We start from the raw sequence: 18,766 nt of genomic DNA, 5'->3' as shown, positions 1-18,766 counted from the left end.
TATCCGGAGCCACCTTATGGCCAGCCTTCACTCCGATAGCCCGCTGCAACGCGCCGCCCACCGTAGCCTGTGGGTCAGCGTCGGCGTCAACATCGTCCTGACTGCCATGCAGCTGATCACCGGCTTGTGGGCGGGGTCGCAGGCACTGGTGGCCGATGCGCTGCACTCGCTGTCCGACCTGGTAGCCGATTTTGTCGCCCTGCTGGCGCGCAAACACAGCCACAAGGCGCCGGATGCCGACCACCAGTACGGCCATCAGCGTTACGAAACCGCCGCCTCGCTGGTGCTGGGGCTGCTGTTGCTGGCTGCCGGCTGTAGCATGCTGCTGAGCGCTGGCAACAAGCTCACTGGTGCCACGCCGCTGGCAGCGGTGCATCAGGCCGCGCTGTATGCCGCGCTGTTCACGCTGGCCAGCAAGGAGCTGCTGTTCCGCTACATGCTGAAAATCGCCACCGAAGTCCGCTCCAGCATGCTGGTGGCCAACGCCTGGCACGCCCGTGCCGACGCCGCCTCCTCACTGGTAGTGGCGGTCGGCATTATCGGCAACCTGGCCGGCTATACCTGGCTGGACCCGCTGGCGGCCGCATTGGTGGGCTTCATGGTTGGCCGCACCGGCTGGCAGTTTGCCTGGGACGCGCTCAATAAGCTGATGGACCGCGCCGCCGACGACGACACCGTCGAGGCCATCCGCGCCACACTGCTGGCCACGCCGGGCGTGCAGGGCCTGCACGACATGCGTACCCGCCATATGGGCGACCAGATCCTGGTAGACGTGCACCTGGAAATCGACGGCGAACTCACCGTCTACCAGGGCCACGATATCGCCGCCAATGCCCGGGCAAGGGTGATGGCCGAGCACCACGTGCTGGACGTGATGACCCACATCGACCCGGTAAACGCCAGCCAAGCAGGAAGACACTAAGGCACGCCGGTGTGGCAGCAAGGGTAAGTCCGCATTGGCATCGCGCTGTGTCGTGGCTTTAATCAGGGTGAGGACCTGTCAGCACCCCTGCGGCGTCGGCAGACCTGTCCGTTTGGCATTGCGTCGGAGAGCCCCCACACCGCCATGAAAGTCGCCCTTTTCATCCCCTGTTTCGTCAACGAACTGTACCCGCACGTGGCCATGGCTACTGCCGAGCTGCTGGAAGGCTATGGCGTAGACGTGCACTACCCGCTGGCACAATCCTGTTGCGGCCAACCGTTGAGCAATAACGGCGACAGCCACGGCGCCTGTACGGCCGCGCAGCGCTTTACCGGTATCTTCAAGGATTACGACTACGTGGTATCGCCGTCCGGCAGCTGTACCGCCTACGTCAAGCACCACTACCCGTGGTACATCGCCGACAACACCGACTACCAGGCACTGCAGCCGCGCATCTACGAAATCGTGGAATTCCTGCAAGACGTGCTGAAGGTGGAAAAACTGCCGAAGCCGGTGTACTTCCCGCACACGGTGTCCATTCACCAAAGCTGCCACGGCCTGCGCGAGCTGGGTCACGCCGCACCGTCGGAGCTGATGATTCCGTACCAGTCGCGGCTGGAGCGCATCCTGCAGCTGGTGGACGGCATCGAGGTCAAGCAACCGGAGCGCCGCGACGAGTGCTGCGGCTTTGGCGGCACCTTCAGCGTGGACGAGCCGGAAGTGTCGGTAGCCATGGGCGAAGACCGCGTGGCGCAGCACGAAGCCACCGGCGCGCAGTACATCGTTGGCGCTGACCCGTCGTGCCTGATGCACATGGGCGGCATCATCCGCCATCGCTGCCGCCCGATCCGCCCGCTGCACATCGTGGAAATCCTCACCGGTCGCGGAGGCGCAGCATGAAGCACGACAATATCCACCACGCCGAAGCCGCCGCCGCCTTCCTGCAAGACCGCGAACAGGCACGCTGGCACGACAGCGCCATCTGGTGGGTACGCCAGAAGCGCGACATGCAGGCCAAGCAGCTGCCGGAATGGGAGCAACTGCGCGCACTAGCGCAGCAGATCAAGGCGCATACGCTGTCGCGGCTGGACGAGTACCTGCAACAGTTCCAGGCCAACGCCGAGAAAAACGGCGTCACCGTGCACTGGGCGGCCGACGCCGACGAGCACAACCGCATCGTGCATGGCATTCTGGCCGCCGGGGGCGTGAAGAAGCTGGTGAAGTCCAAGTCCATGCTCACCGAAGAGTGCGGGCTGAACCCTTATCTGGAACAGCACGGCATCGAGGTGATCGATACCGACCTGGGCGAGCGCATCGTGCAGCTGCGGCAAGAGCCGCCCAGCCACATCGTGATGCCGGCCATCCACCTGAAGAAAGAACAGATTTCCGAGCTGTTCCACCGCGAGCTGGGCACCGAGGCGGGCAATAACGACCCCACCTACCTCACCCACGCCGCGCGCGCCAACCTGCGCGAACACTTTCTTAGCGCCGACGCCGGCCTGACCGGCGTCAACTTCGCCATTGCCGAAACCGGTGGCGTGGTGGTGTGTACCAACGAAGGCAACGCCGACCTCGGCACCGCGCTGCCGCCGATACACATCGCCAGCATGGGCCTGGAAAAAATCATTCCGCGGCTGGAACACCTGGGCGTGTTCACCCGCCTGCTGGCGCGCTCGGCCATCGGCTCGCCGATTACCACCTACACCTCGCACTTCCACCGCGCCCGCCCCGGTGGCCAGATGCATATCGTGATCGTGGATAACGGCCGCAGCGACATCCTGGGCAACGACGACTTCTACCAGAGCCTGCGCTGCATCCGCTGCGGCGCCTGCATGAACACCTGCCCGGTGTACCGCCGCAGTACCGGCCACAGCTACAGCTACATCATCCCCGGCCCCATCGGTTCCACCCTGGGCCCCAGCCGCGACATCAAAAAGCACGGCAGCATGGCGTTTGCCTGCACTACCTGTGGTTCGTGCAGCAATGTGTGCCCGGTAAAAATCAACCTGCACGAGCAACTGGTGCTGCAGCGCAAGCGCGCCTTCGACGCCGGCACGCTGAAGCCGGCCAAGAAAATGGGCCTGCTGGCGATGCGCTTCCTCACCCAGCACCCGTCGCTGATGGACGCCGGCGGCAAGGTGATGCGCAAGGTGGTGCCCATCGTGCCGGACAGCCTCACCCGCCACAGCGCGTGGTCACGCGCCGGGCGGGCGCTGCCGGAGATGCCGGAACAAAGCTTCAAGGAAATGTGGCAAGCCCGTCAGGAGAAAAAAGCATGAGCAGCCGAGAACAGATCCTGGCGCGGCTGCGCCAGAACCGCCCGCAAGGCCCGGCGCTGCCGGACATCGACGCGGTGCCGTTCATCACCTTTGACGACAAGTTCGACGCCTTCCGCATCCTGGTGCGCAACCTGGGCGGCGACGCCGTGCAGCTGGCCGACGGCGACAGCGTGCTGAGCGTGGTGCAACAACGTTGGCCGCAACACGGCCGCCTGGTGGACCTGACCCGGGCAGGCCACGAAGAAAGCGCCAGCCCGCACGCCTGGCACGACGTGGACGTGGCCATCGTGCCCGGCGAACTGGCGGTAGCCGAAAGCGCGGCAGTATGGGTCAGCCACGCCGATAACCAGTGGCGCTCGATCTACTTCCTGACCCAGAAGCTGGTGCTGGTGGTACCGCGCGACGCCATCGTAGACACCATGCGCGATGCCTACCGCCGCATTGCCATCCGCGAGCACGGTTTTGGCGGATTCATCAGCGGCAGCTCGCGCACCGCCGATATCGAACAAAGCCTGGTGATGGGCGCGCACGGTGCCATGGCGGCGCTGGTGATTTTTGTCTGAATTACCGTAAGTTGTTGCTTCTTTGGCGGCCCGTGTGGCCGCTTTTTTTGCGGCCAACGTTGACCGCAGACGCAAAAAAAGCCACCCGGAGGTGGCTTGTTGCGACGCTGTGGACTCAGCGCTCCACTTTGTAGCGCGGCGGCAGCAGCAGGGCCGGAATCTCGCGCTGGCGTTGCGGCAGGATACGGCCGCCAATGCCCAGCTTCACTACCTTGCGGCCTTCGCCTTCACCTTCGTCGCCATCGCGGCGACGGTCGAGGTTGCTGGTATAGGTGGTGGCATTGCGTTCGCTATTGCTGTTGCGGTCGTGACGATCGCGGCTATGGCGCTCGGGCCGTTCGCGGCGCTCTTCGCGCTCACCACGTTCGCTGCGCTCCGGGCGTTCTGTGCGTTCCGGGCGCGCGCTACGTTCTTGGCGCTCGGCGCGCTCCGGCCGTTCGCTGCGCTCGCGGCGCGGCGCACTATCGGTCTCGTCACGTGGCGGGCGCGCACCGAAGCCTTCCGGCGGCGGCAGCGGCGTCAGCGTTTGCTTGGTGAGCTTTTCGATCGCTTCGTGCTGGCGGGTTTCGTCCGGCGCCATCAGCGAGATGGCCACACCGGAGGCGCCAGCACGACCGGTACGGCCGATACGGTGCACGTAGTCTTCCGGCGAGTTCGGCATTTCGTAGTTGACGACGAACGGCAGCTCGGAAATATCCAGGCCACGGGCGGCCACGTCGGTGGCAACCAGTACCTTGACCTCGCCGCTCTTGAAGCGCTCCAGCGTTTCCAGGCGGGCGCTCTGCGCCTTGTCGCCGTGGATGGCCTCGGCAGCGTGGCCGTCACGCTTCAGGTCGCGCGACAGCTGGTCGGCGGAAATCTTGGTCTTGCAGAACACGATAACCTGGCTCATCTCGCGCTGGCGGATGAGGTGGGACAGCAGCGCGCGCTTGCGGTAGGCATCCACGGCAAACACCAGTTGCTCTACCTGGGCGTTGGTGGAGTTCTGGCGCGCCACTTCCACCGTTTGCGGGTCGCGCATGAAGTCGGCGGCCAACTTCTTGATTTCCGGTGCAAAGGTGGCGGAGAACAGCAGCGTCTGGCGCTCTTTGGGCAGCAGCGACATGATCTTGCGAATGTCCTGGATGAAGCCCATGTCCAGCATGCGGTCGGCTTCGTCCAGCACCAGCACGTCCACCTTGTTCAGCTGGATGGTCTTCTGCTGAATGTGATCCAGCAGGCGGCCCGGCGTGGCGATGACGATCTCGACGCCACGACGCAGGTCGGCCACCTGCGGGTCCATGTTCATGCCGCCATAAATGGTAGTGCTACGCAGCGGCAGGTATTTAGTGTAGGCGCGAGCGTTGACGCCGATTTGGTCAGCCAGCTCGCGGGTGGGCGACAGGATCAGCGCGCGTACCGGGTGCATGGCCGGCGACACGCTGGGGTTGGCAAATTTTTTCAGACGCTCCAGGATCGGCAACAGGAAGGCGGCGGTTTTACCGGTACCGGTCTGGGCAGCAGCCAGCAGATCGCGTCCGGACAACACCAACGGAATGGCCTTGGCCTGGATGGGGGTAGCTTCCGAGTACCCCATTTCGTCGATGGCACGCAGGATTTCAGGTGCCAGGCCTAGCTCGGCAAACGACATGTCAGGAACTCCATCGGTCTCGCCGTCTCGTGCGGCAACACCGTTATGCAAACGTTAAAAAAAGCGAAGCGCCGCCAATGCCTGGCGGCGCCTGCAGGCCCGGCGCTAGCCGAACAGGCTGACCACACTGGTCAGCAGGATCACGAATAGCCACAGCAGCACGGTTCGCCATACCAGACCAACCGCACTCTTCAGATAGGCCGGGTCGGCGTCATCGCCAACCCCCAGCTCCGGGCGGAAATTAAGGGTGTAATTCTGACGCAGCGGGTCGCCCAGCTTGACGCCCAAGGCGCCGGCGGCAGACGCCAGCAGGATACCGGTAGCGTAGTTACCCCAGGTACGCGCCTGGGAGCGCCAGCAGTACACCGCATCCTCAAAGTCGCCCATCACGGCAAAGCTGGCCGCAGTCAACCGCACCGGCAACCAGTCCAGCCATTCGCCGGCACGCCCTGCAAAGCGACCAAACAGATCGTCGGCACTGCGGTTGCCCCATTTCTGCGCCAGCAACTGGGTAAAGCGGTAAAGCACGGCGCCACTGGGGCCAGGCAGCACCACGAACCAGAACATGGTGCCAAACACATGACGGTAGCTGTCCACCACACCTTGCTCGATGGCCAGGCGGGATACCTCGCCGACCGACAATTCGGCGGTGGGCTGGCCGGTCCAGCTGGCTAGCGCCTGCTTGGCCTCCAGCTCCTGGCCATCATTCAACGCCAGCGATACTTCCGAGAAGTAACTGGAAAAATGACGAAAACCCATGGTGAGGTAGAGTACCAACACGTTCCATGCCAGCCCCAGTACCGGATTGATGGCGTACAACACGTAATAACCCAAGCCAGCAATCAGCAACACCGGCACCATTGCACACAGCCAAGCCAGTACACCGTGCCGGTTATAACCGGCGTTCAGCGTGCGCTCCAGATGATTGGCATAGCGGATGAACACCAGCAGTACGCGGTTGCGGTTACCCAGCGGACGGAACTGCTCCAGCATCAGCGCAGCAATAAGTGAAATCAGGGTCATGGATCGGCAGAGTGGAAAAGGTGATTGCCCACCAAAGAAGATACCACAAAAGCGCCTTACGGCGGTGGCGGGCCGGCAAGGCTGGCAGCCTGCCTTGAAGAAGTCGATCAATCAGAAGAGTCAGGCAGAACCCAGGCGGCGAGAGCCGGTAAGCGCACTAGACAGCGTACCGTGGCGGCCATAACCATCCACTCCCTGCATCGAGTTGCGCAGCTTTTCAATAACAGCAGAGGCAAATTGCATGCGCTCATCCGCTAAGGCTGCGTTGATGTCATTGAGCGCCTTGAGCCGCATCATGGCTACTTCCAGCGCCTGCCATCGCTGTTGCACTTCCGGTGTGGCTTGCTGTAGCCACGGCAACCAGCTATCAGTCTGGTCAATACCCGCCGCCTGCTGCAAACCCAGGCGCTGTGCCCGCACTGCCGAAAGCTGCTGCAATTGCTGCAGCTTGATATCTGCAAGCTCGTCAATCAGCAAGGCATCCAAACGCAAAATAGCCTGCTGTTCCTGTTGCAGCGTGTGCTGCAAGCTATCCAGCAAGGCCATTTCCGACTGGCACGCGGCCAGAAATACTGCAACATCCATTGCGACGGTCCGTTACCAGCTCAGCGAGCCAACAGCTCCTTGGCAGACGCAATCAGGCTGTCAGCAATCGCACCGGGATTGATCTTGAATTCGCCAGAGGCAATCGCCGACTTGATTGCGGCGACCTTGTCGGCATCAAAAGCGGGAGAAGCTGCAGCAGCTTGCTCCATGCCTTGCAAACGGCTGGCAAACGGGTTGATCGCAACGCTTTCGCCTGTGGCACGAGAAGCAGCCTGGGCACTCGCATCGCTTTCTTTGGCGTTGGTACGGCTAGGTACGGAATAGCCTGTAACGACCTTGCCTGTGTTGTCGATTTTCATGATTCACCTGCACTACTCTCAATCGGTTATTTCTATTATCGCCCGAAAAATCCGAAACTTGACGCTTTTTTTAGGGCACATTCACAGAAACCGAACCATCAGCCTCGACAACGGCTGATACGACCTTACCGCTGGCTACGCGCACATTGACACGCTCACCCACGCCAGCATTGCCCAGCGCAGTAGCATCGCTGCCGACTGCGAACCCCTCTCCCCTAGCCAACAGCCGAACAGGCTGATTCATTTTGACAACATACGGCGCTCGAAGTTGCGCTCCTTGCAGCATGGCACCTGCCGGCACTGTGGCATCGATCATTTTACCCAACACGTCTTGCAAGTCACGCAGGCCTTGCGATTGCCGATTCTGTGCAACAGGCGCCAGGCGCACGTCAGCAGCTGTCAATACTTCACCGCGCCGCAGCAAGCGCGTCGCTATGACTGCTACAGGTAAAGCAGTGGCCTGCACCGGTAGACGCAAGCTCCAGCCCAAAGCGGGACACGCTACTTCAACCGCATTGCGTGGCGCAGTACTGCCAGCTGGCCACGCGGCTTGCAATGCTTGCTGGCAAGCCGGCATCTGTACTTTTTGCCGCGCCGACTGCAAGCGGTACTCGTAACCATCCACACCGCGCTGCGCTTGCAAGAATGCCTGGGCAACGCGCTCAGGCGGCCATTTGTCGACCGCTGCCGCGTTTAACGTCAGCAGCAGGCCAAGCAGGCCGAAAAAGATTTTGTTCATGATCTGAATTGTAACGCCATAACAACAAACCGGCTGGCGACGGCAACAATTTGGACAATTGTTTGAAACAGTCTCTATAAACGAGCTTATGCTCTAAATACACAACAAGCGGCACACCGCAGCCAACACGAGGAGACAACCCATCATGCGCTCAACCCTGCGCCTGGCCGTTATGGCCGCCCTGCTTGCCCCTGCCGCACACGCGGCAGGGGGCTTCAGCAATATCTATTTCTTTGGTGACAGCCTGACCGACACCGGTGCCTTTGGTGGCCAAGCCATCCCCAATGGTTCCGGCGGTTTTGTCATCCTGCCATCGGACGCCCGCTGGACAACGGATAATGCAGCCAACCACGCCAATGTGCTGGCCGGCAAACTGGGCCTGACCGTCACGCCCAGCAATGCCGCCAGTGCGCTAGGCACGGCAGGCAACAACTTTGCGCAGGGTGGCGCACAATCGGTCACTTATGCGACCGGCGCCACCCTGCCCAATAGTAGCAACACCCAAGGTGCCGGCCCGGGCGGGCTGGATATCCGCGATCTGCCACAGCAGGTACAAGATTATCTGGCAGCACACGGCGGCCAAGCAGACCCCAATGCACTGTACTTTGTCTGGAGCGGCGGCAACGACATTCCCACTGCCGCAGGAGCAGGTAGCAGCAACGCATCCAACGTCGCCTCTGCCGCAGCCGGTAGCCTGGCCACCCAGATTGCCACGCTGAAGAACGCCGGCGCCACGCTGATCATCGCACCCAACCTGCCGGCATTCGGCAACACACCGGCTGCGCTGTATGCCGTTATCGACAACGCCACCACTAATGAAACCACCCGCAATACGCTGAAAGGCATCGTTGCTGGCGTGTTGCGCAGTGAAGCCACGCCCACCAGTGCGTCGCAGGATGCGCTGGTGAACAAGGCTCTGGCCGCACTGGCGACTGCACTGAGCGGTGGAGCTACCAGTGGTACGCTATTCGATACCACGCTCACTCAGGTCACCAACGGTTACAACACCAGCAAAACCGGGCTGAACAACCTGTCCACGCTGTATAACACCACGGCAGACGGCGCCATTGCCGCTACCGGTGCCAACGTAGTGCGCGCCAACGTCAACCTGCTGTTTGCCGAAGTGCTGGCCAATCCGGCCGCCTACGGTATCGATAACGTTACCGGCCCGGCGTGCGGCACCACGTCGTCGCTGGTCTGCACCAGCGCCAACGTCAGCGGTACGCTGAGTTACCTGTTTGCCGACGACCGCCATCCTACCCCGACCACCCACGCCTTGCTGGGGAACTATTTTGCCAACCTGCTGCAAGCGCCCTATTTTGCCAAGGCGCTACGCCAGGTGCCGGCCGCTGCACAAGCACGCGTCGGCAATACGCTTGATGCCCGTGCCCGCGCGCTGGATCATGAAGCTCGCGCAGAAGACAGCGTCGGTGCATACAGCAGCCTTGGCGGTGGCAAGCAAGACGTTGGCCGCAGCGGTGAAAGCAGCAAGGGCGAACTGCTGACCGTGGGCATCGACTACCAGGCGACCCCAAGCCTAAGCCTTGGGCTGGCGTTCACCCAGGGCAAGCTTGATACCGGTGTCGGCAGCGCCGGCAGCTACGACAGCCGCCATCAGCTGGTGACGTTCAGCGGCAACTACCGGCTAGGCAGCTTCTGGCTGGATGGCGATGCCACGCTGGGCACCGCCCGGATCGATACCAGCCGCAATGTGGACCTGGGCAGTGTCAAGCGGGTGGAAAGCGGCAACGCCCGTGCGGTTCACCACGCGGTGCGCCTGAACGCCGGCTACCGTCTGCAACTAGGGCAGTTGCGTACCGGCCCGATGCTGGGCGTCAACATCCAGAACGGCGAGATCGGTTCCTTCACCGAAAGTAACAAGCAAAGTACCAGCATGCATTTCGGCACCCAGAAGCTGGACTCCACCGTGCTCCACGCCGGCTGGGAAGCCCAGGCATCGCTGGGCACGGTCAGCCCTTACCTCAGCATCAGTATGAAACAGGAACAGAAAGACGATGCCCGCGTACTGCGCAGCGGGGTATACGGCACGGTTGGCGAATTCAGCGTAACCGGCAGCAAACCCGACAGCCACTGGACCGAATGGCAGGCGGGCGCCACCGCCACGCTGGGCAAAGGGCTGAATGCGTTTGTCCAGGTTACCGGCACCAGTGGCCGCCAAGGCGGTAATGGCACACGCTACAACCTGGGTCTGGCGAGTACGTTTTAAGCACTGGCTCCCTCTGACAGCCCGCTTCCTCGGCGGGCTTTTTTTATGCTGCGGCCAACTGTGAAGGCCACGCCTAGCCACGCGGATGGTGGGCAGCGTGCAGGGCTTTCAGGCGCTCGCGCGCCACGTGGGTGTAAATCTGCGTGGTAGACAGGCTGGCATGACCCAGCAGCAGCTGCACCACGCGCAAGTCGGCACCATGGTTGACCAAGTGGGTGGCAAAGGCGTGGCGCAGCGTGTGCGGGCTAAGCGGTGGAATCCCCATCTGTTTGCCATAGCGGGTAATCAGGTGCCAGGCCATTTGTCGTGTCATCGCCTGCTTGCGGTTGCTGACAAACAGGTCCTCGCTGCGCGCTGCGCCCATGATCAGCGGCCGGCTTTCCGCCAGATAGCGGCGCAGCCAGTGTTCGGCCACTTCGCCCAGTGGCACCAGCCGCTCCTTGTTGCCCTTGCCGATGATGCGCACATAGCCTTCGCCCAGATACAACTGGCCCAGAGTCAGGCCAACCAGCTCGCTGACCCGCAGGCCGGTGGCGTACAGGGTTTCGATCATGGCCCGATCGCGCAATCCCAGCGGCGTGTCGGTATCCGGCGCCGCCAGCAGCGCATCCACGTGGCTTTCGGATAATGCCCCCGGCAGGCGCAGGCCCAGACGCGGCGCCTGCAAGCGCGCCGACGGATCGTCGTCGCGCAGTTTCTGCTGGCACAGGTAGTGGTAATAGCGCCGCGCAGCAGACAGCCGGCGGGCACGGGTGGCCGGCTTGTCGGTGTCGATCAGGCCCAGCATCACCTGCTCCAACGCCGGCGTGTCGGCACTATCCAGCGTATGGCCGTACGGCGCCAGCGCCGCTTCCAGCCGCAGCAGGTCACGGCGATACGCGGCCAGGGTGTTAGCCGACAGGTTGTCGGCCAACCACAGGGTGTCGAGAAAAGCGTCCAGATAAAGCGATTTTGCTGCCTGTTGCATGGAATGCGGCCAACCTTGAAACCATAAAAAAAAGCGCCAGCCGCAGCTGACGCTTTCAGGGTACGACAAGTTGCTCCCGAAGGGATTACTTGCGAACCAGTTTTTCCTTGATACGTGCGGACTTGCCGGTACGACCACGCAGGTAGTACAGCTTGGCGCGACGTACGTCACCGCGACGCTTCACTTCGATGGAAGCCAGCAGCGGGGAGTAGGTCTGGAAGGTACGCTCAACGCCTTCACCGGAAGACAGTTTACGTACGATGAAGGAGCTGTTCAGACCGCGGTTACGGATGGCGATAACAACGCCTTCGTAAGCCTGCAGACGCTCGCGGTTACCTTCCTTTACCTTAACCTGAACGACAACGGTGTCGCCCGGTGCGAATTCGGGAATGGTTTTACCCAGACGGGCGATTTCTTCCTGTTCCAGTTGTTGGATCAGATCCATGTTACTGCTCCTTGTTTTTGAGGATATCTTGTTCCTGCTGGTACTCTGCCAGCAGCCGAGATTCCTGTTTCGTTAATGTGCGCCCTGCCAGCAGCTCGGGACGACGCTCTTGCGTACGGCCCAGCGACTGCTTGAGGCGCCACTTGGCAATCATGGCGTGGTTACCGGACATCAACACATCCGGCACCCGCATGCCACGATATTCTTCCGGGCGGGTGTAATGCGGGCAGTCCAGCAGCCCGTTGACGAAGGAATCTTCGTACGCAGACTGGGCGTCGTTCAGCGCGCCGGGCAACAGACGCACAACGGCGTCCATCAGCACCATGGCGGGCAGTTCGCCGCCGGACAACACGTAATCACCCACCGATATTTCTTCGTCGACTTCGCTGGCGATCAGGCGCTCGTCCACCCCTTCGTACCGGCCGCACAACAGGATGAGGCCGGGACGGGCTGCCAGCTCGGCAGCCTTGGCGTGTGTCAGCGCACGACCTTGCGGCGACAGGTAGATCACATGAGACTGTGCCACCCCTGCCGCAGCCTGGCGCGCGCGCGCCGCCGCAATGGCTTTTTCCAGCGGTTCGATCAACATCACCATGCCGGGGCCGCCACCGTAGGGGCGATCGTCGATGGTGCGGTAATTGTCGCTGGTAAAGTCGCGCGGATTCCACGCGGCAAACTGCCAGATCGATTGCTCGATGGCCCGCCGGCTAACGCCGAAGCGGGTCACGGCATCGAACATTTCGGGAAACAGCGAAATGGCATCAAGCTGCATTAATAATCGAGGCCCCAGTCCACGGTAATCCGTTTTGCGGCCAGATCCACATCGACAATGTAATCGGACACAAAAGGTATCAGCCGCTCATCCGTTTCACCACGGACAACCAGGACGTCGTTGGCACCGGTTTCCATCAGCTGGCTTACCTTGCCCAGCACGATGTCTTCCTTGTTCACCACGTCAAGGCCGATCAGATCAATCCAGTAATACTCATCATCTGCTGCTGCCGGCAGCTGGTCGCGCGGAATGGCAATCTGCATGCCACGCATCGCCGCAGCGATTTCGCGGTCGTCGATTCCTTCGAACTTGACGACCAAACCTTTGGGCTGGGCAGAGCCATCCGCAAAGGTATAGGGCTTCCAGTCGCCGTTTCTGCCCAGCCACCACGTCGGGTAGTCGAACAGGCTATCGGCGTATTGGGTATCCGCCTGGACTTTCACCCAGCCACGAACACCAAAGGCGCCGCGGACAAACCCCATTACTACAAGATCAGCGTCACGCATGCGCCTTGCTTCCGTACTGTAGTCTGATCAAAGATCAGGCAGCTTTCTGCTCTTTCAGCAGTTTGGCTACGGAGTCGGTCACCTGGGCGCCAACGCCGATCCAGTAGTTTACGCGGTCCATGGCCAGACGAACGCGCTCTTGCTTGTCGTTGGCTACGGCGTTGTAGAAACCCAGACGCTCGATGAAGCGGCCATCGCGACGGTTGCGGGAGTCAGTAACAACGATGTTGTAGAACGGACGGTTCTTGGAGCCGCCACGTGCGAGACGAATTACTACCATTGTCGATTGTCCTTATATACGGAATCGTAGAAAAGCCCCCGATTCTAGGGCATTTTTCCCTTACGCTGCAAGTGCTTATTGGGGTGTTTGCACATCGGGCTGTTGCAGCAGGTCTTTGGTGACGATGGTCAGCGCCCGGTCCTCGGGGTGAACCTGTACGCTAAAGCCCAATCGGGACATGAGTTTAAGCATGCCCTTGTTGCCTGCCAGCACCTCGCCCACCATCACTTTCAGGCCCTGTTCGCGCGCGGCGTCGAACAAGGCGTTCATCAGGATGACGCCGATACCCTTGCCCTGCCAGTGGTCAGCCACCTCCAGGGCAAATTCGCAACTCTCGTTGTCGGGGTCGGTCACGTAGCGCGCCACCGCCAGCTGCTCTTCGCCAGCGTCGGTTTCGCGCGTCATCGCCAGCGCCATCTCGCGGTCGTAATCGAGCTGGGTAAAGCGCACCAGCATGGTTTGCGACAGCTGCTTGATGCTGGACATATAGCGGTTGTAGCGGCTTTCTTCCGACAGGTTGCGCACAAAAGCCTGCGTCATGTCGGCGTCTTCCGGCCGCACCGGGCGGATGTTCACCGGCGTGCCGTCCTTCAGCATCGAACAGTGCACCATGTGCATCGGGTACGGCATGATGGCCATGTGGCCGTACGGTTTGCCGCGCTTGGGTGCTTGCACGATGATGCGCGCGTCCAGCGCAATCACGCCCGATTCGTCCGCCACCAGCGGGTTGATGTCCATCTCGCGCACTTCCGGCAACTCGCACACCAGCTCGGACACGTGCAGCAGCACGCTCTTCAAGGTGTCGAGATCCACCCCCGGCATGTTCTTGAACGGCCCCAGAATCTTGCCGATGCGCGTCTTGTCGATCATGCGGTCCACCAGGTAGTGGTTGACCGGCGGCAGGCTCAGCGCCCGGTCCTGCATGATTTCCACGGCGATGCCACCGGCACCGAAAGTGATGACCGGCCCGAACGAGGCGTCGGCCGTCACCCCCACCATCAGCTCGCGCGCGTGGCGCCGCTTGCGCATGGCCTGTACCGACACGCCGTCGATGCGCGCCGTGGGCTGCGCCTCCAGCGTCCGCGCCATGATGCTGGCGTAGGCATCGCGCAGCGACTGCTCGCTACCGATGTTCAGCTCCACGCCGCCCACGTCGGATTTGTAAATGATGTCCGGCGAGTCGATCTTCAGCACCACCGGGTAGCCGATATCGGCGGCCAACCTCACCGCCTCGTTCACATCGCGCGCCAGCGCGGTGCGGTTGACTGGAATATTGAACGCCGCCAGCACGTCTTTGCTTTCGCGCTCGGACAGCACGCTGCGCCCTTCCAGCAAGGCGGTGGCAATCACCGCGCGGGCCGTCAGCACGTCCGGCACCACCTGTTCGCCTTCCAGCGGGGCGGGCGTTTGCAGCAGCATCTGCTGGTTATGATGGTAGGACGCCAGGTTGCGGAACACCTCGATGGCGAATTCCGGCGCACGGAAATGCGCGCACTTGGCCTTGGAGAACAGCTCGCGGCTTTCCGACACCTTGGCGTCACCCAGCCACGACAGGAACATCGGCTTGCTGCTTTCGCGCTGCAGCCCCACCATCAGCTGGGCGGTGGTCAGGTGGTCGGTACCCGCCTGCGGGGTAAAGATCACCAGCACGCCGTCCACGTTCGGGTCGTCCAGACAGGCTTTGACGGCGGTACGGAAGCGCACCGGGCTGGCGTCGCCGATGATATCCACCGGGTTGCCACGCGACCAGTTGGCCGGCAGCGACTCGTTCAGCAGGTCCAGCGTGGCCGGCGCCAGTTTGGCCAGCTCCACGCCGTACATATAGGCGCTGTCGGCGGCCAGCACGCCGGGGCCGATACCGTTGGTCACGATGGCAAGGCGCTTGCCGGTGACGCGGTAGTTGGCCGCCAGCACCTTGGCGGCGGTAAACAGCTGGGCGATGGTGGCCACGCGCAGCACACCGGCACGCGACAACGCGGCATCGAACACATCGCCGCTTTCCACCAGGTTGGACGAGTGCATCAGGCCGGTCACGTCGTCTTCGTAGCGGCCGGACTTCACCACTACCACCGGTTTGGTACGTGCGGCAGCACGCAGCGCGCTCATGAAGCGGCGAGCGTCGTGCACGTGGTGCACGTGCAGCAGGATGCCCTGGGTGAAGTTGTCGGCCACCAGGTAATCCAGAATCTCGCCGAACTCCACGTCCAGCGCCTCGCCCACCGACACCACGCTGGAAAAGCCGATGCCCTTGCTGTCGGCCCAGTCCAGCATGGCGGTACACAGCGCCGACGATTGCGACACCAGCGCCAGGTTGCCGGCTTTTACTTTACTGGTGTAATTGCTGGCGTTGAAGCCGGCCACTGGCCGCATCAGGCCCAGCACATTGGGGCCAAGAATGCGGATGCCGTAGTGCTTGGCAATCGATACCGCCTCGTTCAGCGCCTCGCGCTCCTGCGCTTCGCTGTCGCCGAAGTCCTTGGCCAGCAGAATGCCTTTTACCCCTTTCTTGCCACAGTCCTTCACGATAGCGGGCAGGCTGCGCAAGGCGGTGGTCACCACCACCATATCCACCGGGCCTTCGATCAGCCGGACCGAGGTGTAAGCCGGAATGCCGCCCACCACACGGTGGTGCAGGTTGACCGGGTACAGCTTGCCCTGGAAATTGCCGGCCAGCAGGTTGGCAAAAATCGCCTGCCCCACCGAGCCCGGGGTGTCACTGGCACCCACCACGGCAACGTTGCGCGGCGAAAACAGCGGTGTGAGGTAATGCGGTTTCATGGTTTGTCCGTCCAAGTAGTAAAGGCATGTTGCCGTAGCCGCCGTCTATCGACAACGGCCTGCGGCCAACCTTGCGCCGCTTTTATCCTGTTGTTCTGGCCACGCCGGCAGGGCTTTTGACACGGTCATCAGACGTATCAATGCAGTAGCGCAGTGTGCACAATATTGCTAATCTTCGCGGTTTCGCGGCGCGCCCATGTTGTGCCGCATCAAACGATGACCCACATCAGGAAAAGGCCCGTCCCGCCAGGGAGTACCGACATCATGAGCAAACGCGTTGTAACCCTCGCCCACTACTACACCCAGCCGGAAATCCAGCAAATGGCCGACAAGGTCGGCGATAGCCTGGAGCTGTCGCTGTTTGCCCGCGAGTCCAAGGCCGACATCATCGTGTTTGCCGGTGTCCGTTTCATGGCAGAAACCGCCAAGATCCTGAACCCGCAAGCCGAAGTGATCCTGCCGGACGCCGGCTCCACCTGCTCGCTGGTTACCCAGACCGACGTGGCTGCCCTGCAACAGTGGCGCGAAAGCCACCCCGACCACGTGCACGTGTCGTACATCAACTCGTCCGCCGCGCACAAGGCGCTGTCGGACTGGATCGTCACCAGCCGTAACGTGGACGACATCATCGCCCACCTGTACGAACAGGGTAAGCAGGTGATCTTCTCGCCCGACCGCAATATGGGCGCCTACCTCAATTATCAATACGGCTACGATATGCCATTATGGTCGGCCGTGTGCGAGGTACACGACAAGTTCAACGAGGCAGCGCTGGACGAAGCGCTGACCGCCAGCCCCAACGCCCACCTGATCGCCCACCCGGAAAGCCCGCTGCCGGTGCTGAAGCGTGCCGAGTACGTCGGCTCCACCTCCGGCATGCTCAACTGGGTAAAAGCCTACAGCGGCGATGCGGCCAACGTGATCTTCGTGGCCACCGAAGACGGCATCCTGTACAACATGCGCCTGGCACGCCCGGACCTGGACATCCGCCAGGCACCGATCTACGCCGGCTGCCAGTGCAACTCCTGTCCGTACATGAAGATGAACACCATCGAGGCGGTAAAACGGGCGCAGCAAGGCGAAGGTACCCGCATCGATTACCTGACCGAGGCCGAGATGGACGCCGCGCGCTTGCCTATCGAACGCATGCTGGACTTCAGCCAGCGTTACTACAAGTAACCGGCCCGCGCCACACAGCCCGCCCCCAGCGGGCTGTTTTTCTTTATGCAACCGGCACGGCGGTTTTCGCCCGCCCGATACACGGCTACAATCATCCGATCTTGACGGAACCTTGCCATGAAAATCCTGCTTAGCAACGACGACGGTTATTTCGCTCCCGGCCTTGCCACCCTGGCTGCCCACTTGTCTGCCTTGGGCGACGTCGTGGTAGTCGCGCCGGAACGCGACCGCAGCGGCGCCAGCAATTCGCTGACGCTGGACCGCCCCTTGTCGGTGAAGCAGGCCGCCAGCGGCTTTTACTATGTCAATGGCACCCCCACCGACTGCGTGCACGTTGCCGTCACCGGCTTTCTGGATTTCCGCCCCGATATCGTGGTGTCCGGCATCAACCACGGCCCGAATATGGGCGACGACACGCTGTATTCCGGCACCGTCGCCGCGGCGACCGAAGCCTTTTTGCTGGGCATTCCGGCCATTGCCGTGTCGCTGGCCGGCAAAAACCGCCATTTCGATACCGCAGGCCAAGTAGCGGCCAACCTGGTACGGCGCTTCCAGGCCCAGCCGTTCAGCCGGCCCATGCTGCTGAACGTCAACGTGCCCGACATCCCGGCCGAACAGCTGGCCGGCACCGAAGTGACCCGCCTGGGCCGCCGCCACCACGCCGAACCGGTGATCCGCGCCAACAACCCGCGCGGTGATACCGTATTCTGGGTCGGCCCGGTCGGCCCCGAACAAGACGCCGGTAACGGCACCGATTTTCACGCCATCCGCCAGCAGCGTGTGTCTATCACGCCGTTGATGATAGACCTGACCGCACGCGATCAACTGGATGTAATACAGACATGGCTCAATCCCTAGTCGCAGGCAACAATTTCGGCATGTTCTCCGACCGCACGCGCATGCGCATGATCGAGCGCCTGCGGCAGAACGGCATCCGCGAAGAGCGGGTGCTGGCCGCCATGTACGAAGTGCCGCGCCACCTATTCATCGACCAGGCGCTGGCTACCCGAGCCTACGACGACGTGTCGCTACCCATCGGCCAGGGGCAAACCATTTCGCAGCCGCTTACCGTGGCACGCATGACCGAAAAACTGCTGGAAGGGCGCGACAAGCCCGGCCGCATCCTCGAGATCGGCACCGGCTGCGGCTATCAGACCGCCGTGCTGCTGAAAACCGGCGCCGAGGTGTTCTCGATTGAACGTCTGGCCGGCATTCTGGACAAAGCCAGACAGAACCTGCGGCAAGCCAAGCTGGTGCATGCCCGTCTGGTACACGGCGACGGCCACCTCGGCCTGCCGGATGTTGCCCCCTTCGACGGCATCATCATTACTGCCGCCGCACGTCAGGTACCGCCCGCCTTATTGGCACAGCTAGCCGATAACGGCAGGCTGGTGTTACCGGTAGGCGATAAGGAGCAGCATCTGTGGCTTTACGAGAAAACTGCAGACGGCTTGCGCCAGACACAGCTGGAACCTGCCAAGTTTGTTCCGCTACTGCCAGGCAAGCAGTAAGCAAAAATGCAACACCCTTTCCTATAGATTCTTGTCTGAC

19 protein-coding genes are annotated in these 18,766 nt (G+C 62.0%); 8 read left to right on the top strand and 11 right to left on the bottom strand.

Features of this window, described 5'->3' with window-relative positions:
• Positions 1 to 16: 16 nt before the first annotated feature.
• The 4 genes from ACK4FZ_RS12680 to ACK4FZ_RS12665 all read left to right on the top strand — a co-directional run bounded on the left by ACK4FZ_RS12680 (position 17) and on the right by ACK4FZ_RS12665 (position 3,764).
• Positions 17 to 922 (top strand): cation diffusion facilitator family transporter, encoded by a 906-nt coding sequence (locus ACK4FZ_RS12680; protein WP_409821449.1) that lies wholly within the window; start codon positions 17 to 19, stop codon positions 920 to 922.
• Positions 923 to 1,066: 144 nt separating this feature from the next.
• Complete coding sequence (locus ACK4FZ_RS12675; protein ID WP_144373211.1) at positions 1,067 to 1,822, top strand: (Fe-S)-binding protein; 756 nt, start codon at positions 1,067 to 1,069, stop codon at positions 1,820 to 1,822.
• Positions 1,819 to 3,201, top strand: coding sequence for a lactate utilization protein B (locus ACK4FZ_RS12670; protein WP_144373212.1), 1,383 nt, complete (start codon positions 1,819 to 1,821; stop codon positions 3,199 to 3,201). Before ACK4FZ_RS12675 ends, ACK4FZ_RS12670 begins: the two co-directional genes overlap by 4 nt.
• The gene (locus tag ACK4FZ_RS12665; RefSeq protein WP_409821447.1) at positions 3,198 to 3,764 is read left to right on the top strand and encodes a lactate utilization protein C; all 567 of its coding nucleotides are present in this window, start codon (positions 3,198 to 3,200) and stop codon (positions 3,762 to 3,764) included. The genes ACK4FZ_RS12670 and ACK4FZ_RS12665 overlap by 4 nt, the downstream gene beginning before the upstream one ends.
• 115 nt (positions 3,765 to 3,879) lie before the next feature.
• On the opposite strand, the gene ACK4FZ_RS12660 is transcribed toward ACK4FZ_RS12665, so the two are convergent.
• The 5 genes from ACK4FZ_RS12660 to flgA all read right to left on the bottom strand — a co-directional run bounded on the left by ACK4FZ_RS12660 (position 3,880) and on the right by flgA (position 8,061).
• Positions 3,880 to 5,394, bottom strand: coding sequence for a DEAD/DEAH box helicase (locus ACK4FZ_RS12660; protein ID WP_409821445.1), 1,515 nt, complete (start codon positions 5,392 to 5,394; stop codon positions 3,880 to 3,882).
• A 105-nt stretch (positions 5,395 to 5,499) separates the two neighbouring features.
• On the bottom strand, positions 5,500 to 6,417 hold the full coding sequence (locus tag ACK4FZ_RS12655; protein ID WP_409821443.1) for a CobD/CbiB family protein: 918 nt from the start codon (positions 6,415 to 6,417) through the stop codon (positions 5,500 to 5,502).
• 120 nt (positions 6,418 to 6,537) lie between these two features.
• Positions 6,538 to 7,002: a flagella synthesis protein FlgN gene (locus ACK4FZ_RS12650; RefSeq protein ID WP_409821441.1), complete on the bottom strand. Its 465-nt coding sequence runs from the start codon at positions 7,000 to 7,002 to the stop codon at positions 6,538 to 6,540.
• A 20-nt stretch (positions 7,003 to 7,022) separates the two neighbouring features.
• On the bottom strand, positions 7,023 to 7,322 hold the full coding sequence (flgM, locus tag ACK4FZ_RS12645; protein WP_409821439.1) for a flagellar biosynthesis anti-sigma factor FlgM: 300 nt from the start codon (positions 7,320 to 7,322) through the stop codon (positions 7,023 to 7,025).
• Between the two features lie 70 nt (positions 7,323 to 7,392).
• Positions 7,393 to 8,061, bottom strand: a complete 669-nt coding sequence (gene flgA / locus ACK4FZ_RS12640; protein ID WP_409821437.1) for a flagellar basal body P-ring formation chaperone FlgA — start codon at positions 8,059 to 8,061, stop codon at positions 7,393 to 7,395.
• Between the two features lie 145 nt (positions 8,062 to 8,206).
• Here flgA and ACK4FZ_RS12635 point away from each other — a divergent pair, with 145 nt between their 5' ends.
• The gene (locus ACK4FZ_RS12635; RefSeq protein WP_409821435.1) at positions 8,207 to 10,288 is read left to right on the top strand and encodes an autotransporter domain-containing protein; all 2,082 of its coding nucleotides are present in this window, start codon (positions 8,207 to 8,209) and stop codon (positions 10,286 to 10,288) included.
• Between the two features lie 73 nt (positions 10,289 to 10,361).
• On the opposite strand, the gene xerD is transcribed toward ACK4FZ_RS12635, so the two are convergent.
• The 6 genes from xerD to ACK4FZ_RS12605 all read right to left on the bottom strand — a co-directional run bounded on the left by xerD (position 10,362) and on the right by ACK4FZ_RS12605 (position 16,036).
• Entirely contained in the window at positions 10,362 to 11,255 is an 894-nt protein-coding gene (xerD, locus tag ACK4FZ_RS12630; protein ID WP_409821433.1) for a site-specific tyrosine recombinase XerD, read from the bottom strand.
• Positions 11,256 to 11,340: 85 nt separating this feature from the next.
• Entirely contained in the window at positions 11,341 to 11,700 is a 360-nt protein-coding gene (rplS, locus tag ACK4FZ_RS12625) for a 50S ribosomal protein L19 (RefSeq protein WP_144373231.1), read from the bottom strand.
• 1 nt (position 11,701) lies between these two features.
• A complete protein-coding gene (gene trmD, locus ACK4FZ_RS12620) occupies positions 11,702 to 12,472 on the bottom strand; it encodes a tRNA (guanosine(37)-N1)-methyltransferase TrmD (protein ID WP_144373232.1) in 771 nt (256 codons plus the stop codon).
• On the bottom strand, positions 12,472 to 12,978 hold the full coding sequence (gene rimM / locus ACK4FZ_RS12615; protein WP_144373233.1) for a ribosome maturation factor RimM: 507 nt from the start codon (positions 12,976 to 12,978) through the stop codon (positions 12,472 to 12,474). Before rimM ends, trmD begins: the two co-directional genes overlap by 1 nt.
• A gap of 34 nt (positions 12,979 to 13,012) precedes the next feature.
• Positions 13,013 to 13,258, bottom strand: a complete 246-nt coding sequence (rpsP, locus tag ACK4FZ_RS12610) for a 30S ribosomal protein S16 (protein WP_144373234.1) — start codon at positions 13,256 to 13,258, stop codon at positions 13,013 to 13,015.
• A 75-nt stretch (positions 13,259 to 13,333) separates the two neighbouring features.
• Positions 13,334 to 16,036, bottom strand: coding sequence for a GNAT family N-acetyltransferase (locus ACK4FZ_RS12605; RefSeq protein ID WP_409821430.1), 2,703 nt, complete (start codon positions 16,034 to 16,036; stop codon positions 13,334 to 13,336).
• A gap of 264 nt (positions 16,037 to 16,300) precedes the next feature.
• On the opposite strand from ACK4FZ_RS12605, the gene nadA reads away from it, so the two are divergent.
• From nadA to ACK4FZ_RS12590, 3 genes are all read left to right on the top strand, one after another.
• Positions 16,301 to 17,215, top strand: coding sequence for a quinolinate synthase NadA (nadA, locus tag ACK4FZ_RS12600; protein WP_144373236.1), 915 nt, complete (start codon positions 16,301 to 16,303; stop codon positions 17,213 to 17,215).
• A 117-nt stretch (positions 17,216 to 17,332) separates the two neighbouring features.
• Positions 17,333 to 18,073, top strand: a complete 741-nt coding sequence (gene surE / locus ACK4FZ_RS12595; protein ID WP_409821427.1) for a 5'/3'-nucleotidase SurE — start codon at positions 17,333 to 17,335, stop codon at positions 18,071 to 18,073.
• Positions 18,058 to 18,726, top strand: a complete 669-nt coding sequence (locus tag ACK4FZ_RS12590; RefSeq protein ID WP_409821425.1) for a protein-L-isoaspartate(D-aspartate) O-methyltransferase — start codon at positions 18,058 to 18,060, stop codon at positions 18,724 to 18,726. Before surE ends, ACK4FZ_RS12590 begins: the two co-directional genes overlap by 16 nt.
• Positions 18,727 to 18,766 lie beyond the last annotated feature (40 nt).

Source organism: Vogesella sp. (assembly GCF_046297735.1).
Taxonomy (GTDB): domain Bacteria; phylum Pseudomonadota; class Gammaproteobacteria; order Burkholderiales; family Chromobacteriaceae; genus Vogesella; species Vogesella urethralis.
The sequence above is the reverse complement of the archived record's forward strand: the minus strand, read 5'-3'. Positions and strand labels throughout refer to the sequence as shown.

Excerpts from the sequence above, each read along its gene's own strand:
- ACK4FZ_RS12680 (WP_409821449.1), top strand. The coding sequence starts at position 17 with ATGGCCAGCCTTCACTCCGATAGCCCGCTGCAACGCGCCGCCCACCGT.
- ACK4FZ_RS12675 (WP_144373211.1), top strand. The coding sequence starts at position 1,067 with ATGAAAGTCGCCCTTTTCATCCCCTGTTTCGTCAACGAACTGTACCCG.
- ACK4FZ_RS12670 (WP_144373212.1), top strand. The coding sequence starts at position 1,819 with ATGAAGCACGACAATATCCACCACGCCGAAGCCGCCGCCGCCTTCCTG.
- ACK4FZ_RS12665 (WP_409821447.1), top strand. The coding sequence starts at position 3,198 with ATGAGCAGCCGAGAACAGATCCTGGCGCGGCTGCGCCAGAACCGCCCG.
- ACK4FZ_RS12660 (WP_409821445.1), bottom strand. The coding sequence starts at position 5,394 with ATGTCGTTTGCCGAGCTAGGCCTGGCACCTGAAATCCTGCGTGCCATC.
- ACK4FZ_RS12655 (WP_409821443.1), bottom strand. The coding sequence starts at position 6,417 with ATGACCCTGATTTCACTTATTGCTGCGCTGATGCTGGAGCAGTTCCGT.
- ACK4FZ_RS12650 (WP_409821441.1), bottom strand. The coding sequence starts at position 7,002 with ATGGATGTTGCAGTATTTCTGGCCGCGTGCCAGTCGGAAATGGCCTTG.
- flgM (WP_409821439.1), bottom strand. The coding sequence starts at position 7,322 with ATGAAAATCGACAACACAGGCAAGGTCGTTACAGGCTATTCCGTACCT.
- flgA (WP_409821437.1), bottom strand. The coding sequence starts at position 8,061 with ATGAACAAAATCTTTTTCGGCCTGCTTGGCCTGCTGCTGACGTTAAAC.
- ACK4FZ_RS12635 (WP_409821435.1), top strand. The coding sequence starts at position 8,207 with ATGCGCTCAACCCTGCGCCTGGCCGTTATGGCCGCCCTGCTTGCCCCT.
- xerD (WP_409821433.1), bottom strand. The coding sequence starts at position 11,255 with ATGCAACAGGCAGCAAAATCGCTTTATCTGGACGCTTTTCTCGACACC.
- rplS (WP_144373231.1), bottom strand. The coding sequence starts at position 11,700 with ATGGATCTGATCCAACAACTGGAACAGGAAGAAATCGCCCGTCTGGGT.
- trmD (WP_144373232.1), bottom strand. The coding sequence starts at position 12,472 with ATGCAGCTTGATGCCATTTCGCTGTTTCCCGAAATGTTCGATGCCGTG.
- rimM (WP_144373233.1), bottom strand. The coding sequence starts at position 12,978 with ATGCGTGACGCTGATCTTGTAGTAATGGGGTTTGTCCGCGGCGCCTTT.
- rpsP (WP_144373234.1), bottom strand. The coding sequence starts at position 13,258 with ATGGTAGTAATTCGTCTCGCACGTGGCGGCTCCAAGAACCGTCCGTTC.
- ACK4FZ_RS12605 (WP_409821430.1), bottom strand. The coding sequence starts at position 16,036 with ATGAAACCGCATTACCTCACACCGCTGTTTTCGCCGCGCAACGTTGCC.
- nadA (WP_144373236.1), top strand. The coding sequence starts at position 16,301 with ATGAGCAAACGCGTTGTAACCCTCGCCCACTACTACACCCAGCCGGAA.
- surE (WP_409821427.1), top strand. The coding sequence starts at position 17,333 with ATGAAAATCCTGCTTAGCAACGACGACGGTTATTTCGCTCCCGGCCTT.
- ACK4FZ_RS12590 (WP_409821425.1), top strand. The coding sequence starts at position 18,058 with ATGGCTCAATCCCTAGTCGCAGGCAACAATTTCGGCATGTTCTCCGAC.